14 protein-coding genes are annotated in these 15,041 nt (G+C 33.2%); 3 read left to right on the top strand and 11 right to left on the bottom strand.

Annotated features, from left to right (window positions below; genetic code table 11):
- Positions 1-30 precede the first annotated feature (30 nt).
- The 3 genes from QMG60_RS08915 to QMG60_RS08905 are packed head-to-tail and all read right to left on the bottom strand — an operon-like array spanning position 31 to position 2,327.
- Positions 31-849 carry an AraC family transcriptional regulator gene (locus QMG60_RS08915; protein WP_281867535.1) on the bottom strand — a complete coding sequence of 273 codons (819 nt, stop codon included), beginning with the start codon at positions 847-849 and terminating at the stop codon, positions 31-33.
- Between the two features lie 18 nt (positions 850-867).
- Positions 868-1,569, bottom strand: a complete 702-nt coding sequence (gene lipB, locus QMG60_RS08910; protein WP_281867534.1) for a lipoyl(octanoyl) transferase LipB — start codon at positions 1,567-1,569, stop codon at positions 868-870.
- 5 nt (positions 1,570-1,574) lie between these two features.
- The gene (locus QMG60_RS08905; protein WP_281867533.1) at positions 1,575-2,327 is read right to left on the bottom strand and encodes a hypothetical protein; all 753 of its coding nucleotides are present in this window, start codon (positions 2,325-2,327) and stop codon (positions 1,575-1,577) included.
- Positions 2,328-2,660: 333 nt separating this feature from the next.
- Here QMG60_RS08905 and lysS point away from each other — a divergent pair, with 333 nt between their 5' ends.
- Complete coding sequence (gene lysS, locus QMG60_RS08900; protein WP_281867531.1) at positions 2,661-4,364, top strand: lysine--tRNA ligase; 1,704 nt, start codon at positions 2,661-2,663, stop codon at positions 4,362-4,364.
- A gap of 109 nt (positions 4,365-4,473) precedes the next feature.
- Here lysS and QMG60_RS08895 read toward each other — a convergent pair whose 3' ends face one another.
- From QMG60_RS08895 to QMG60_RS08885, 3 genes are all read right to left on the bottom strand, one after another.
- Positions 4,474-5,076 (bottom strand): hypothetical protein, encoded by a 603-nt coding sequence (locus tag QMG60_RS08895; protein ID WP_281867530.1) that lies wholly within the window; start codon positions 5,074-5,076, stop codon positions 4,474-4,476.
- Positions 5,077-5,111: 35 nt separating this feature from the next.
- The gene (locus tag QMG60_RS08890) at positions 5,112-6,134 is read right to left on the bottom strand and encodes a 2-hydroxyacid dehydrogenase (RefSeq protein ID WP_281867529.1); all 1,023 of its coding nucleotides are present in this window, start codon (positions 6,132-6,134) and stop codon (positions 5,112-5,114) included.
- A 72-nt stretch (positions 6,135-6,206) separates the two neighbouring features.
- Entirely contained in the window at positions 6,207-7,130 is a 924-nt protein-coding gene (locus QMG60_RS08885) for a DUF4274 domain-containing protein (RefSeq protein WP_281867527.1), read from the bottom strand.
- Between the two features lie 217 nt (positions 7,131-7,347).
- Between QMG60_RS08885 and QMG60_RS08880 the strand changes: the two genes are divergently transcribed.
- Together QMG60_RS08880 and QMG60_RS08875 are read left to right on the top strand one after the other, a co-directional pair.
- Positions 7,348-7,779, top strand: a complete 432-nt coding sequence (locus QMG60_RS08880; protein ID WP_134139574.1) for a hypothetical protein — start codon at positions 7,348-7,350, stop codon at positions 7,777-7,779.
- A 160-nt stretch (positions 7,780-7,939) separates the two neighbouring features.
- Positions 7,940-8,677, top strand: coding sequence for a hypothetical protein (locus tag QMG60_RS08875; protein WP_281867525.1), 738 nt, complete (start codon positions 7,940-7,942; stop codon positions 8,675-8,677).
- 44 nt (positions 8,678-8,721) lie between these two features.
- Here the strand turns inward: QMG60_RS08875 and QMG60_RS08870 are convergent, their stop codons facing one another.
- The 5 genes from QMG60_RS08870 to QMG60_RS08850 form a co-directional block, all read right to left on the bottom strand.
- Positions 8,722-11,196, bottom strand: a complete 2,475-nt coding sequence (locus tag QMG60_RS08870; protein WP_281867524.1) for a zinc-dependent metalloprotease — start codon at positions 11,194-11,196, stop codon at positions 8,722-8,724.
- Between the two features lie 164 nt (positions 11,197-11,360).
- Positions 11,361-12,647, bottom strand: a complete 1,287-nt coding sequence (gene hemL / locus QMG60_RS08865) for a glutamate-1-semialdehyde 2,1-aminomutase (RefSeq protein ID WP_281867523.1) — start codon at positions 12,645-12,647, stop codon at positions 11,361-11,363.
- Positions 12,648-12,796: 149 nt separating this feature from the next.
- Positions 12,797-13,696: a glucosaminidase domain-containing protein gene (locus tag QMG60_RS08860; protein ID WP_281867522.1), complete on the bottom strand. Its 900-nt coding sequence runs from the start codon at positions 13,694-13,696 to the stop codon at positions 12,797-12,799.
- A complete protein-coding gene (locus QMG60_RS08855) occupies positions 13,689-14,597 on the bottom strand; it encodes a pyridoxal-phosphate dependent enzyme (RefSeq protein ID WP_281867520.1) in 909 nt (302 codons plus the stop codon). Before QMG60_RS08855 ends, QMG60_RS08860 begins: the two co-directional genes overlap by 8 nt.
- Positions 14,594-14,929 (bottom strand): hypothetical protein, encoded by a 336-nt coding sequence (locus QMG60_RS08850; RefSeq protein WP_134139569.1) that lies wholly within the window; start codon positions 14,927-14,929, stop codon positions 14,594-14,596. The genes QMG60_RS08855 and QMG60_RS08850 overlap by 4 nt, the downstream gene beginning before the upstream one ends.
- Between the last annotated feature and the right edge of the window lie 112 nt (positions 14,930-15,041).

The following is a 15,041-nucleotide window of genomic DNA, read 5'->3' as shown; positions in this document are numbered from 1 at the left end:
GGTGACAATTGTAAGAAAACGAAATTAGCTTTAATCCATTTTTGAACTGCAAATGTCTGATTGAAATTTCAAATATTTGGTAGGCGAAATATTCATGTAGTATTTAAAATCATGAATAAGCTGGCTTTGATCGTAATATCCACATTTATCTACAATAGTTAACCAATCTGTTTTGCATTCTTCTAGTATATCTTTCTCTATTTGATTAACGGCTTTTAAAAACCTTTCGTAACGATTTGCTTCTTTAATTGTGTAACCAAAAATTTTCTTTTGGTTAAGTTGAATATTTCTTTCTGTTTGGTTGATCTGCGAAGCTATTGCCTTTATAGGATTTATATTCTCGTTTTGAAAATCGTTTAAAAGTGTTGTGATTGCTGTTTGCTCTCTTAAATATGGCTTGCAGAATTCTAAAATATAATCAACACGATCTTTTGTATCTGGAAGTTTAATGAGCTCATCCCATAAAAGTGTGAAACAATTTTCATTAATTAAATCATCTGGATGAATGGGCAGAGAATCAAAAAGAACATTTCCAAAGAACCGATAAAAAGCATCTTCTTTAAAATTGGCAACTAGAATCTCTGAATTAGGTTCTAAAGTATAATCAAAAGCTTGTTTTATCGGACCAAGAAGAACACATTTTTCAACTTCCAAAAAATGATTCTGCTGAGATTTCAAGTATGATTTTGTGCCGAAGTTAAAAACTAAAATAGTCTGAAAACTAGGCAATAAAGTTTTTGTAATAGGAAATGTCGTTTTGTTTTCGGCAAAATAAAAATGAGAGAAAACAGTTTCAAATGCTGAAGGAACTGCAATTCTATAATTGTTATTTTCTTCAGCATTTTTCATACTATAATTATTAGAAATTTATTCAACAAATTCAACCTCAAACAAATGAGCTAAATGCTTAATAATTCTCGATTTTACTTCTTCTTCATCTACTCTTTCCACACCAAGTTCAACTTGTAAAGAAGTAACGCCTTTTCCGCGAATTCCACATGGAATAATATTATCAAAATAACCCAAATCTACATTGACGTTTAATGCAAATCCGTGCATGGTTACCCACCGTGAAGCTCTTACGCCCATTGCGCATATTTTGCGGGCAAACGGAGTTCCAGCTCCTAGCCAGACACCGGTTTCTCCTTCACTTCTACCCGATTCTAAGCCATATTCTGCTAAAGTCAAAATAATTGATTCTTCAAGTAAACGTAAATATTTATGAATATCTGTAAAGAAATTTTCTAAATCCAGAATCGGATAACCCACAATTTGTCCTGGTCCGTGATACGTAATATCGCCGCCGCGGTTAATTTTATAAAAAGTTGCTCCTTTTGCTTCGAGCTGTTTTTCGTTTAATAGTAAGTTTTCTAAATCACCACTTTTTCCTAAAGTATAAACATGCGGATGCTCTACAAACAATAAATAATTTGGTGTTGGCAGATCAAGTTCTTCTCGTCTGTTTTTGATCTTTAAATCGACTATATCTTTAAAAATTTCTTCTTGATATTCCCAAGTCGATTTATAATCTTTGTTTCCCAGATCCTGAAGTTGGATTTTTTTATTCATTTTAATTATTTTTCAAACTCAACATCAAAGTTAAGTTTGTCTGGATTCTCCATATAATCCGTGAAAGAGTATTGAATTGTAATTGATTTTCGATCGTCGCTAAATAATGCATTCGGATTAGAGACTTTCTTAATCTTTTTTGGAAAGTGATATTTTACAATATAGTTAGAAGATGCAAACATCATTTTAGACATATCAGGAGCAGAGTCCTTCGCTTTTGCTGCCAGTTTTTGCTGGTCTATTACTGCTTTTCTTGTAAATTTCTTACCGTCGTATGTATAGCTTAATTTACTATTATTATCTCCAAAACCATTTCCAAGCGGATTTGCATTTGCTCCTCCTTCCAACTTTTGAAATGTACTCAGTGTTTGCAAAATGTCTTGCAGCTCGTTTACATTTTTAAAGTCAGTAGCCATTGTCATTAGAAATTGTTTTTTCTCCGAGCTCATTTTTGTGGTAACTACAAAGTTTTCGAGTTTTTTGAGTTCTTTTTGAGTTTCTGGAGACAACTTAGCAATACTGTCTTTTTTCTCTTCGAATAATTGTTTGAAGGTAAAAGTGGAGTCAATATCTTTTTTAGCATCGCTGCCCATTTGACCTGCTAATTGATCTCCCGCCATTTCCATCAAAGCAGAACCATCCATGTCAACAGCAAATTTTCCAGTTCCGTTATCATTGATGTAAATATTTTCAGTAAAAGTACAGCTTGTTAATGTTGCTATTAAAAAAGAAAAACTAAGTAGTTTGTATAATTTCATCGTAGTACAATTTTTTATCAAATATACGAAGACTATTTTATTTTTTAAGATTCTGAGATATTCAGATATTAAGGTACCAAGATAATAGCTTTTAAATTCAGTAAAATACTTCTCAAAGCATATTTTGAAAATAAAAATATCTAACATATTTCCGATAGAAGCGGTATCGTTTTCTGCTTTTTCTGCAAAAAAGATACAATTGCCCCCAAGCTTCGGAAGCAAGACAAAAGGTAATTGAAACCCAATAAATTGCTGCTACAAAAAATCTAAAATCTGCATTCTAAAATCTACATTCTTTTCTTTATCTTTGCACACTTAAAAAAAGAGCACAAAATGGCATTATCAGAACAAGAAATCATCAGAAGAGAAAAACTTCAAAACTTACGCAGTCTGGGAATCAATCCTTATCCAGCTAATCTTTTTCCTGTAAATCATACTTCTAAGCAAATTAAGGAGTCTTTTGAAGAAGGTAAGAAGGTTATCGTTGCGGGTCGTTTGATGAGCGTGAGAGATCAAGGAAAAGCTTGTTTTGCTGAATTGCAGGATAGCGAAGGACGTATTCAATTGTACGTGAATCGCGATGTTTTGTGTGAAGGTGACGATAAAACTTTATATAACCAAGTATTTAAAAAATTAACCGATTTAGGTGACTTTATTGGTATTGAGGGTGAATTGTTCACTACAAAAGTGGGTGCACAATGCGTTCGCGTTGACGGTTTTACTTTCTTGAGCAAAACGTTACGTCCGCTTCCTTTACCAAAAGTTGATGAAGAAGGAAACGTTCACGATGCATTTAATGATGCTGAATTGCGTTACAGAATGCGTTATGTAGATTTAACTGTAAATCCGCATGTTAAAGAAACTTTCATCAAACGTACAAAGTTATTCAGCGCAATGCGTGGTTATTTTAACGATGCTGGATATCTTGAGGTTGATACTCCGGTTTTGCAGTCAATTCCTGGTGGTGCTGCGGCAAGACCTTTTATTACACACCATAATTCGCTTGATATTCCGCTTTATATGCGTATCGCAAACGAATTGTATTTAAAAAGATTAATTGTTGGTGGATTTGAAGGTGTTTATGAGTTCTCAAGAAACTTTCGTAATGAAGGAATGGACAGAACACATAATCCTGAATTTACTGCAATGGAAATATATGTAGCCTACAAAGACTACAACTGGATGATGGAATTTGCTGAAGGTTTATTGGAACATTGCGCAATTGCTGTAAATGGTACAAGCGAAGTGACTTTTGGTGAACATACAATCAACTTTAAAGCTCCTTATGCACGTGTTACAATGACAGATTCTATCAAACATTTTACTGGTTTTGATATCTCTGGAAAAACAGAGCAAGAATTGTTTGAAGCTGCAAGAGGAATGGGAATCGAAGTTGATGAAACAATGGGTAAAGGAAAATTAATTGATGAAATTTTTGGAGCGAAATGTGAAGGAAATTATATTCAGCCAACTTTCATTACAGATTATCCAAAAGAAATGTCTCCGCTTTGTAAAGAGCATAGAGATAATCCAGATCTTACAGAGCGTTTTGAATTAATGGTTTGTGGTAAAGAAATCGCAAATGCATATTCTGAATTAAATGACCCAATTGACCAGCGTGAGCGTTTTGAAGATCAAATGCGTTTGGCAGCAAAAGGTGATGATGAAGCTAACGGAATTATCGACGAGGATTTCTTAAGAGCGCTTGAATATGGTATGCCTCCAACTTCTGGAATGGGAATTGGAATGGATCGTTTGATTATGTATTTGACAAATAATGCTTCGATTCAAGAGGTTTTATTGTTCCCACAAATGCGTCCGGAGAAAAAACAAGCTCAAGTTGAATTATCTGATGAAGAAAAATTTATCGTAGATTTATTGAAAGGAAACGAAAGTAAAATGGATCTTCAACAATTAAAAATCACTGCGAATTTAAGTGGTAAAAAATGGGATGCTTCTATGAAAAATTTATCTAAACATGGTTTGACTAAAGTTGTCGTTGACGGCGAGTTTAAAATGGTGGAATTGGTGGGATAAATTTTTTAAAATTCCAATTTTAGAAAATTTCAAATTCCAATTTGGGATTATAATATTCAAACCCGACAGGTTTTAAAAAACTGTCGGGTTTTGTATTTAAAAGATCTGATTAAAACGAATATTTCTCTAAGTTCTTTCCTTGAATATCTAAAACCTTTGTACTTTCTTTTGGAATATCGCCTTTTAATTTTTCCTGAACCGAAGGATTTGACGGATATTTTCCGTTTTTCATTTTTACAAGATGAGAAATTCCGCCGCTTTTCACGATCAGATCATAAAATTTATCGGTTGAGGAAGTCGCTACATAAATTGGAAAATCGGTCACTGTGAAACGATTAATTACGCTTCCGTCATTATTTAAAATATACCCCGAACATCCTCCACTTCCGCAGAAATATGAATTGGAGAAACCAACAAAATATTCATTTTTTTGATCGTTATTCAAATCAAAAGCTTCATAATAAAAATAACGGTCGTCTTTTGTCATTGCAGGAAGATCTGCTTTTAACAACACATTCAATTGTTTTCGAATCAAGTCAACTGTTTTATCTTCTTTTGCTGGAGCGTCACTTACGTCGGCAGTTCCCGCAGCAGTTTTTGACAAAGTGTCTTCAGCAATTGTTTTGATTATACTTTTGTTGTCGGTTTTATCTTTATTTTGACATGAAATCATTCCCAGAATCATAACTGCCGCTAAAATTGTATTTCTCATAATTTCTTTATTTTAAATTCTCAACATTACGTTTGTTAAACCAACAAAGCGGCTTTGTTTTCAATATCATTTTGACTTACCAGTGATTTTATATTATTGAACGTTACCAAAGCAATCTGCGTTAAAGCTTCATTGGTAAAAAATGCTTGATGCGCTGTTACCAAAACATTCGGAAAACTCATTAAACGCTGAATAGCATCATCTTGAATAATATCTGCTGAAAGATCTCTAAAGAACAGTTTTTCTTCCTGTTCGTAAACATCAATTCCTAAATAACCAATTTTACCTTCTTTTAAACCTTCGATAACGCAGGCCGTTTCTATTAATCCGCCACGGCTTGTATTGATAATCATAACGCTGTCTTTCATCAAAGCAATTGAGTCTTTATTAATGACATGCTTCGTTTGATCGTTTAGCGGACAATGAAGCGAAATGATATCACTCGATTTAAAAATCTCTTCTAAACTAACAAAAGAAACGCCGTCTTTTATCATTTCTTCATTGGTAACAATATCATACGCCAAGACTTTACAGCCAAAACCTAGAGCAATTTTCGCGAAAGCTTTACCTATATTTCCTGTTCCGATAATTCCAATTGTTTTGCCAAATAAATCAAAACCTAATAATCCATTTAAGGAAAAATTCTGTTCGCGAACTCTGTTGTAAGCTTTGTGTGTTTTTCGGTTTAAGGTTAAAATCATTGCCATTGCATGTTCTGCAACTGCCTGCGGAGAATAAGCTGGAACACGGCAGACTTTTATATTGTATTTTTTAGCAGCTTCTAAATCAACATTATTAAATCCGGCGCATCGTAAGGCTATAATTTTTACATTCTTTTCTGCTAATTGTTTAATAACCGCTTCGTTCACAATATCATTTACAAAAACGCAGACAATCGAAGCGTTTTCGATTAAAATTACGGTTTGCGGATTTAACTGCGTTTCAAAGAAATCCAGTTCAAAACCAAAATCAGTATTATATTTATTAAAGAATGCTTTATCGTAAGGCTGTGTTGAGAAAAAAGCAATTTTGTTGTTCTTTACATTTTCTAAACTCATAATACATCGTTTTTGGTTCTTAATTTCTAGTTTTACTAAATTAAGCAATTAATTCTGACGAAAGCATATAAATTACTCTTCTCTGAATTTTAAATGATCTGTACTAAAAAGCAAACCAATTCCACTGTAAGGATCTTTTTTTAAATCGAAAAAACTATTTACTCCTGACAGATCTTTATATAAATCAGCAATTATAGAAGAATTTTGAAATCCATCAATTGTATGATTTATAATTGTATCAGCAAGACAGGTTAATTCTTTTGAAGCATTTGTAACACCAATGTTATTTCCTGTTTCCCAATCCCAAATAATCCAATCCCAATTGTGTTTGCGTCTCACACAATCAAGCCATAAATAAGAAAGATTCGTGATTTTTAGTTGATTAAAATCTTTTTCTTTCCAATATTCCACACTTTCTATTATTGCTTCTACAGCTTCATCTGTTTGATCGTATATAAAATCAGGATTAGAGATCTGAATAATCTTTAGAGCATTATTTATTTTTGTATTGATTGATTTTAATTCTTTTTCAGTTGGTTTTCTTAAAAAGGCAAAATCAATATCTTGTTTTTCAAAAACGTCTCCTGCTGATTTTACAAGCATTACATAAGGAATACATTTTACATTAGCATTTAGGTCCAAAAACTCTTCATTTGGATCAAAAGAAAAGTTAGCAGCAGTATAAAAACCTGAGACATATTTCTCCTCAATTTCTTTTATCAGCTGATAATTATGATAATTTAAATCTTCCTTTATTTCATCTTCATTCTTAAAGTTACAAAAATAATCTGGCTGAAGCATCCAATACAAACAGAGAGCCGTTCCCTTATCAAGGTATTTTTGTTTTATAATCCATTTAAAAGGTTCAATACCATCATCATAATTCCAATGTTGAACAAATTGATGAAGCTCTGGAGCAGTTAGTTTTTGATAAGACAGCTCTCCTTCTAATGCTTTAAGGACTCTATTCTTGTTATTTTTAGTAAATAGTTTCATTTTAGTTTTGATAGTGTCAATTTTTGAAAAACATGCAATAATTAAACAAATTTAATAGTTTATAAAAGGAGAACTAAAATAATTGGCTTCATTAATTTATTAGTATTTATTTTTTGATTATTATTTTATGTTAAAAAAAAGATAAACCAAAAGATTACTTTAAACCTATTACATCGATTAAAGTCTAACGAGTATAACAATTAAAAAAACTTAAAAAATGAAAAAATTATTAATCGCAGCTATGTTATTTGTTGGAATAGCAAGTTTTGCACAAGACACAGATCAAAAACCTCAACGCGAGCAAAGAGAAAGAATGACTCCAGAACAGCGTAATGAGAAACAATTACAAAAATTAACAACAGAATTAAGTCTTGACGCTAGTCAGCAAGCACAGGTTAAACAACTTTTGGCTGACAGAAGTGCTAAAGCTGAAAAATTTAGAGAAGCAAGAAAAGACAATACTACAAAACCTACTGCTGAAGAAAAAGCTGCTTTCAAAAAACAAATGGAAGATGAAGTTGCAGCAAACGATGCTAAAATGAAATCGATCTTAAAAGCTGACCAATACACAAAATGGAAATCTTTGCAAGAAGAGAAAAAAGATAAAATGAGAGAAAAGGTAAAAGAGTATAAAAAAGAAAACAACTAAAAGTAGTTTATAAAAGAGGTCTAAATGGCCTCTTTTTTATTTCCATTATTATTTATGCTTTCATTAATACTTTCTGTTAAATAAAAGACAAACTTAATATTTGGATTAAACTTAATAAAATCGTGGCAGTCTAATTGCTATAATCTTAAAAAAACGAATTATGAAAAAATTATTTATCGCAGCTTTATTATTCGTTGGAGTAGTAAGTTTTGCACAAGACATCAATCAGAAACCGGCACGTGATCAAAAAGAAAAATTAACTCCGGAACAGCGTAACGAAAAACATTTACAAAAACTGACTTCTGAATTGAATTTAGATAAGAAACAACAAGAACAAGTAAAACAGCTTATAGCTGAAAAGAGTGCCAAAGCAGAAAAATTTAAGGAGTCTAGAAAAGACAGCAAAACAAAACCTACTGATACCGAAAGAGAAGCTTTAAAAAAACAAATAACAGCCGAAAAAGAAGCTACAGATGCTAAAATGAAAGCAATTCTAAACGCTGATCAATACACAAAATGGACGGCTCTTAAAAAAGATCACAAAGATCATAAAGGAAGAGGAGATCATAAAGGAGATCACAAAACGCCGCAAGAACGCGATCAAGCACATTTGCAAAAATTAACTACTGATCTAAGCTTAAATGCTGACCAGCAAAAACAAGTCAGCCAGCTTTTATCTGACAGAAGTACAAAAATGGAAACGCTGAAAAAAAGCCGAGGTGACGCAAAACCAACTGACACTGAAAGAAAAGCCATGAAAAAACAAATGGAAGAGGATCACAAAGCTTTTGATGCAAAAATGAAATCTATTTTGAATGCAGATCAATATAAAAAATGGACAACGATTCAAAAAGAACACAAAGATAAAATGAAAGATCACCGAAAAGATAAAATGTAATTGAGATCAAAAAAAGAGGCTGTTAAAGCCTCTTTTTGTTTGTATTATTTTATCGGATTTAATATCAAATCAATTCTTTTGATACAATCTTCATAATGATATTTGGTTTCGGTATTAACTGCTCCTGCTTTTGCTGCAACGAGTGATTTTCGTAGTGCACTTAATTCTCCTCTTACTAACGCTCTTAAATCAGATTGAGTTACGTTATAATAAATAGTAGATCTATCTGTTGGTTTAATTTCCTCAGTCATTAAATATCCCATTCTGTCAATATATGCACGCTGTAAGTTCCTGCGATAAACAGTTACATTTGAAGCCGCCGCAGCTTCTTTCCAAATTCCTCTTCGGATGTGTTTGAAGAAATCTAAAGCTTTGTAATTATCACCGCTCAAAATTTCGTTGTCCATTAGTCTTCCAACTCTTCCTAAAGTCATTAAATTATTAAGCTGTCTTACTTGCAGACTTCTAAACTTTTCTGTGTAACCCGCAAACTCTGTATTTTGGAGCGTTTTTACATTTACAATCCAGGTTGGCGATTCAAAAGCATTTTTTTGAAGCCAATTCATCGCTTCAATTTGTTTTGCTTTTGGCACTACTTCATAAACACTTCCTGCTTGATTTGGCTTTTTAGTATTTTCATAAATTCCTCCAACATTGGTTACAACATGACCAACATAACGACTCCAGCAATCTAATAACTCTTTGTATAATTCGTCTAAATCTTCGTAATTATTAGTAACATTACTGGTCCATTCGTTTAAATGACTCGCTACATATTCTAAATTTTTAAGTCCGTAAGAACTTGCTTTCATCGAATTATTTCCAATGTCTTCTGTTTGAGAAGAAGGATCAAAAGCACTACTTTGTTTTCCGAATTTATAAATCGGATTTCCTGCTTTATCCAAAATCCATTTATCTAAAATTGGTACTTCGTCTTGTGGAGATTTCGCATTCGGAATCACTCTGTATCCCCAATTTACAGCATATTGATCGTAGGCACCCATTTTACGAACAAAACGTATATTTTTATCTCCAGGCTGTGCGATGTAATTAAAACGGGCATAATCCATTATACTGGCTGAGATTCCGTTTTGCTGTGTAAAATCCCCATTTCTATAACTCTCCACATCATAAGCACAACTTGCGCCCATATTATGAGGAAAACCTAATGCATGCCCAACCTCGTGTGCAATAACCATTCGCATCATTTCTCCCATTTCTTCGTCGCTCGTCTGTAAAGTTCTCGCTGACGGATTTGCTGCTCCAGTTTCTAATAAATATCTATTTCTATAAGAACGCAAATGATTGTGATACCAAATTACATCACTCTCTATAATTTCTCCCGTTCTCGGATCTGAAACACTTGGTCCAACTGCATTTCGTGTTGTACTGGCGACATATCGAATCACAGAGTAACGAACATCTTCTGGGCTAAAATCTGGATCTTCTTCTTTAGTTGGGGCATCTTTGGCAATAATGGCATTTTTAAATCCAGCGGATTCAAACGGTTTCTGCCATTCTTCGATTCCTTGTTTGATGTACTTTTTTAATTTTTCAGGCGTTGCAGGATCTAGATAGTATACAATTGGTTTTATTGGCTCTACCAATTCTCCTCTGTTGTAAGCTTCTGGATCTTTTGGTTCTAATCTCCAACGTCTGATATAAGTTTTCAAATCCGATTTTAATTCGTTACTGCCATAATCGTATTGACTTACAGTAAACCAGCCCACACGCGGATCTGCTAATCTTGGTTTCATTGGAACTTCTGGAAGCAAAATCATAGATTGATTCATTTGAATACTTATAGATTCTGATTCTTCTAACATCGAAGGCTTCGAAGCGTTGTATGTAAAGTCTTGAATTACTTCGATATTCATCGGAAAACTTTTCATTGCATTAATGAAACTTCTCGAATCATCTAAACCTTTTACTTTATAGGTTTCTCTCATTTCTGCTGAAATTCCGCTGATTGCTTTTACATCTGTGCTGTAGAATTTAGTAACATCAATAACTATATTTGCCGAATCTTTACTAAAAGCAGCGATATCAAAAGCATATAAAGTAGGCTCATAATTATTTGATTTTACCGAAATACTAATTGGTAATGTATCATTGGCAACAGCATTGTAGGATTTTGATTTGATTAAGATTTTATCTTGAAAACGCTGCCAGACAATTAACTGTTCATTGGTTTCAGAACCTGCGTTTACGTAACCGCCACCTAAATTAGAAGGCAGTTTTGCAAGTCTGCTCACTAAAAGCATGTCTTTGTTTAAATATTTATTCGGAATCTCGAAGTAGTATTTTTTATCAACTTTATGAACTGTAAAAAGTCCTTCGTCTGAAACGGCATCTTTGGTAATTACTTTATTGTAATCTTTAATTGATGATTCTGGTTTCTTTTCTGGCTGAGGTGCTGGAACTTCTTTTTGATCTTTTTTCTTTTTATTCTGGGAAAATGTTTTGGAAGGAAACAGCGCAAAAATGGCTATTAAAGATAAAATGAAAAATTTCTTCATTTAATGTTGGTTTAGTGGTTAATTGACAAACAAAAATAATTTTTACTTACAATATCACAACAAATCACATATACATTAACTTTTTATTAACTAATAAAATTCTAGCATAAAAAAAGGCTCAACTTTTAGTAAAGCGAGCCTTAAATATTATTTTTTTCTATAAATTAGAATGTTTTCGAAACTTTATCAATTGCATTTATTGTAAAATCTAAATCTTCATAAGTCAAAGCATCTGTAATAAACCAAGTTTCATAAGCAGATGGTGCAATGTAAACACCTTCCTGCAATAATCCGTGGAAGAATTTCTTAAACGTTTCATTATCCCCTTTAGCAGCCGTTTGAAAATCAACTACCGGATTTGGATCAAAATGAACAGAAATCATCGAGCCAACTCTATTGATCGTAAAAGCAACATTATTTGCTTTTAAAACTTTATCAATTCCTGCTTCTAAATAGGCTGTTTTTTCTTCTAAACGAGTGAAAATTTCGCGGTCATTATCTAAAGCTTTTAGCATTGCTAATCCAGCCGCCATTGCTAATGGATTTCCAGATAATGTTCCTGCTTGATAAACTGGTCCAAGAGGCGCTAAATAATTCATAATTTCTTCGCGCGCAGCAAAAGCTCCAACTGGAAGTCCGCCCCCAATTACTTTTCCGAAAGTTACAATATCAGCATCAATACCATACAATTCTTGAACTCCACCACGAGCCAAACGGAAACCTGTCATTACCTCATCAAAAATCAATAAGATTCCGTTTGCTGTACATAATTCTCTTAAACCTTCTAAGAAACCTTTTGCTGGCGGAATACACCCCATATTACCTGCAACTGCTTCGATAATAATCGCAGCGATCTCTCCTTTATTAGCTTCAACTAAAGTTTTTACATTTTCTAAATCATTGTATTTGGCTAACAAAGTATCTTTTGCAGTTCCTTCTGTCACTCCTGGACTATTTGGAGATCCAAAAGTTACGGCACCACTTCCTGCCTGAATCAAAAATGAATCAGAATGTCCATGGTAGCAGCCTGCGAATTTTACTATTTTATCTCTTTTTGTAAATCCGCGAGCCAGACGAATCGCACTCATACACGCTTCTGTCCCTGAATTTACAAATCTAATTTTATCAATATTCGGAACCATAGAAACGGCAAGAGCTGCGATTTCTGTTTCCAATTCTGTCGGCATTCCAAATGAAGTTCCTAGTTTTGCTTTTTCGATCACGGCATCAACAACCGGCTGATAAGCATGACCCAAAACCATTGGTCCCCAAGAGTTAATATAATCAATTAATTTATTTCCGTCTTCATCATATAAATAAGCACCTTTAGCACTTTTTACAAAAATTGGAGTTCCGCCAACAGCTTTAAACGCTCTTACTGGTGAATTTACTCCTCCTGGAATTACTTTTTCTGCTTCAGCAAAAAGCTGACTACTTCTTTTATATAGCATTCTTATTTTAGATTTTAGAGTTCAGATTTTAGATTTTTTAGATTAAAAACTGAAAAACTTATTTTTGGATTTTATATTAACTTCAAACTGAAAACTGAAAACTGTGACTGAACACTGTGACTAAACACTGTGACTGAGACTGCAAACTTTTACTTCACCTTCAATCTCTGCCCAATTGAAATCGCATTATCAGTCAGGTTATTTTTTCTCTTCAAATCATCAACTAATAAATTGAATTTCTTTGAAATGGAATACAAAGTATCACCTTTTTGAACTTCATATGAATTTGGATCATACGTATTCATATTGATCTTTGGATCAGATGCGACATCATAAGATGTTTTTTTTGCTGGAGCAGAAGTATTGATTGGCACGTAGTTTCTACCTGTAACTTGACAATCGTATTGATGCAGATTGTAACGTTCAATATAACTAATTAACTTATCTGGATATTTCGGATCGGTTGCATAACCTGCCGCTCTCAAACCTTTTGCCCAAGATTTGTAATCGTCTTTTTCGTATGTAAATAAGGTAGCATATCGTTTTTTTCCAACCAAAAATAAAGCGTGATCCCTGTAAGATTCTGAAGCTTGAGGATATTTTCTAAAACATTCCTGAGCCGAATCATCGTCGTGGCGAACACTTTCTCCTAACCAATCATTATGACATTTAATCCCGAAATGATTATTCGCTTCAAGCGCTAGATCTCCTCTTCCCGCACCCGATTCCAAAATTCCCTGTGCTAAAATAATACTGGCTGGAATTCCATAAGTTTTCATGTTTCCCATCGCAATCTCTTTGTACTGCAAAACGTAATTATTAATCAAATCGCTGGTTACAACTGTTTTTGAAGTAGATTGAATAACCTCAGTCGTATTATTTGTAGAAGGATAATTTTTACCAATTGGTTTAACGGGAGTAGTTCTTTTTGCCGATGCTGTCCTCGTTTGAACTGCTGCAGCCTTTTTAGTCGTCGCGATGGCAGACTTACTAGAAGAGCAGCTTGCTAAAGCTAATATTACGAGAAGTAATACAATTTTTTTAATCATTGGTTTTGAGTATTGGTAATTTTTTCTGCTTCAATTTTATATTCATTCCATCAATTCCCTGTAATCCACCAGTGTGAATGAGTAAAATTTTTGAATGTGCAGGAAAATAATTTTTGCTGATTAAATCTATAACGCCAAAAACCATCTTTCCTGTATAAATTGGATCTAAAGGCACTTTATTTTCTTCAAAAAAAGCATTTATAAATTCGATTAATTCTAAATTTATCTTGCCATAACCTCCAAAATGATAGTCAGAAATTAAATTCCAGTTATCTTTTTTTGCAAAAATACGAATTTCATCGGTTAAAAAGTCACCTTTTAACGCTGGAAACCCTAAAATTTTCTGATTTGGCAATGCACTATTTATTAATCCAGAAATCGTGCCGCCAGTTCCAACCGCACAGCAAACGTAGTTAAAAGCCGCATCTTCATCGGTTAAAATCTCTTCACAGCCTTTTACAGCAAGTTCATTTGTACCGCCTTCGGGAACTAAATAAAAGTCTCCAAATTTATCTTTTAGCTTTTCAATAAAAGAACTTTCGTTTTTTAAACGGTAATCTTCACGAGAAACAAACTCAAATTCCATTCCGTTTTCCTGAGCAAATTTTAAAGTTGGATTTTCCTCAATTTTATCCAAAAGTTCATCGCCTCGAATAATCCCTATCGTTTTAAAACCCTGCTCCTTTCCCGCATACGCCACTGCTGCAACATGATTGGAAAATGCGCCGCCAAAAGTCAATAGCGTTTTTTTATTTTCGGCTTTCGCCTGAAGTAAATTATATTTTAATTTTCGAAATTTATTCCCCGAAACAAAAGGATGAATCAAATCTTCGCGCTTTATCGTCAAAGAAATGTCATTTGGAAAATTGATTGAAATAGGCTGGTTGATAACTGGATTCATTTTAATGTAATATAATGTAGAAACTGAAAAAAAGATCGCTGTTTCAAATAATCCAACTCGGTTTCTTTTGCGTAAGCTTCTCTCTCAAAACTAATATTTCGGTATGCCAAATCCATGTTTTGGTATTGAACTAATCGAATTAAATATTCGAGAACATACCAGACAAAAAACGGAATTACCAAAAGTTCTAACTGCTGTCTCAAATGAATTTTTTCGTGGTTTACAAAAACTCCGTTCGATTTATCAAAATCATATTTTATTAAAATAAACGGAAATACAGCCATTCCGCGATATCCTTTCGGAATTAAATATTTGGCAACAATCAGAAACATTGGCTGTAAAATTTATAAATTTGTAGATATAAAATTATTAGATTTCATTAAAATCATAATCAAATACTTATTTTTGATTTTTAAGAAATGAAAATCCGACCGAAAGCAGTTT

It is taken from the genome of Flavobacterium sp. GSB-24 (genome assembly GCF_027924665.1).
In the GTDB taxonomy this organism is placed as follows: Bacteria; Bacteroidota; Bacteroidia; order Flavobacteriales; family Flavobacteriaceae; genus Flavobacterium.
The sequence above is the reverse complement of the archived record's forward strand: the minus strand, read 5'-3'. Positions and strand labels throughout refer to the sequence as shown.

Excerpts from the sequence above, each read along its gene's own strand:
- QMG60_RS08885 (WP_281867527.1), bottom strand. The coding sequence starts at position 7,130 with ATGAAACTATTTACTAAAAATAACAAGAATAGAGTCCTTAAAGCATTA.
- QMG60_RS08915 (WP_281867535.1), bottom strand. The coding sequence starts at position 849 with ATGAAAAATGCTGAAGAAAATAACAATTATAGAATTGCAGTTCCTTCA.
- hemL (WP_281867523.1), bottom strand. The coding sequence starts at position 12,647 with ATGCTATATAAAAGAAGTAGTCAGCTTTTTGCTGAAGCAGAAAAAGTA.
- QMG60_RS08890 (WP_281867529.1), bottom strand. The coding sequence starts at position 6,134 with ATGAGTTTAGAAAATGTAAAGAACAACAAAATTGCTTTTTTCTCAACA.
- QMG60_RS08860 (WP_281867522.1), bottom strand. The coding sequence starts at position 13,696 with ATGATTAAAAAAATTGTATTACTTCTCGTAATATTAGCTTTAGCAAGC.
- QMG60_RS08850 (WP_134139569.1), bottom strand. The coding sequence starts at position 14,929 with ATGTTTCTGATTGTTGCCAAATATTTAATTCCGAAAGGATATCGCGGA.
- QMG60_RS08880 (WP_134139574.1), top strand. The coding sequence starts at position 7,348 with ATGAAAAAATTATTAATCGCAGCTATGTTATTTGTTGGAATAGCAAGT.
- QMG60_RS08905 (WP_281867533.1), bottom strand. The coding sequence starts at position 2,327 with ATGAAATTATACAAACTACTTAGTTTTTCTTTTTTAATAGCAACATTA.
- lysS (WP_281867531.1), top strand. The coding sequence starts at position 2,661 with ATGGCATTATCAGAACAAGAAATCATCAGAAGAGAAAAACTTCAAAAC.
- QMG60_RS08870 (WP_281867524.1), bottom strand. The coding sequence starts at position 11,196 with ATGAAGAAATTTTTCATTTTATCTTTAATAGCCATTTTTGCGCTGTTT.
- QMG60_RS08875 (WP_281867525.1), top strand. The coding sequence starts at position 7,940 with ATGAAAAAATTATTTATCGCAGCTTTATTATTCGTTGGAGTAGTAAGT.
- lipB (WP_281867534.1), bottom strand. The coding sequence starts at position 1,569 with ATGAATAAAAAAATCCAACTTCAGGATCTGGGAAACAAAGATTATAAA.
- QMG60_RS08895 (WP_281867530.1), bottom strand. The coding sequence starts at position 5,076 with ATGAGAAATACAATTTTAGCGGCAGTTATGATTCTGGGAATGATTTCA.
- QMG60_RS08855 (WP_281867520.1), bottom strand. The coding sequence starts at position 14,597 with ATGAATCCAGTTATCAACCAGCCTATTTCAATCAATTTTCCAAATGAC.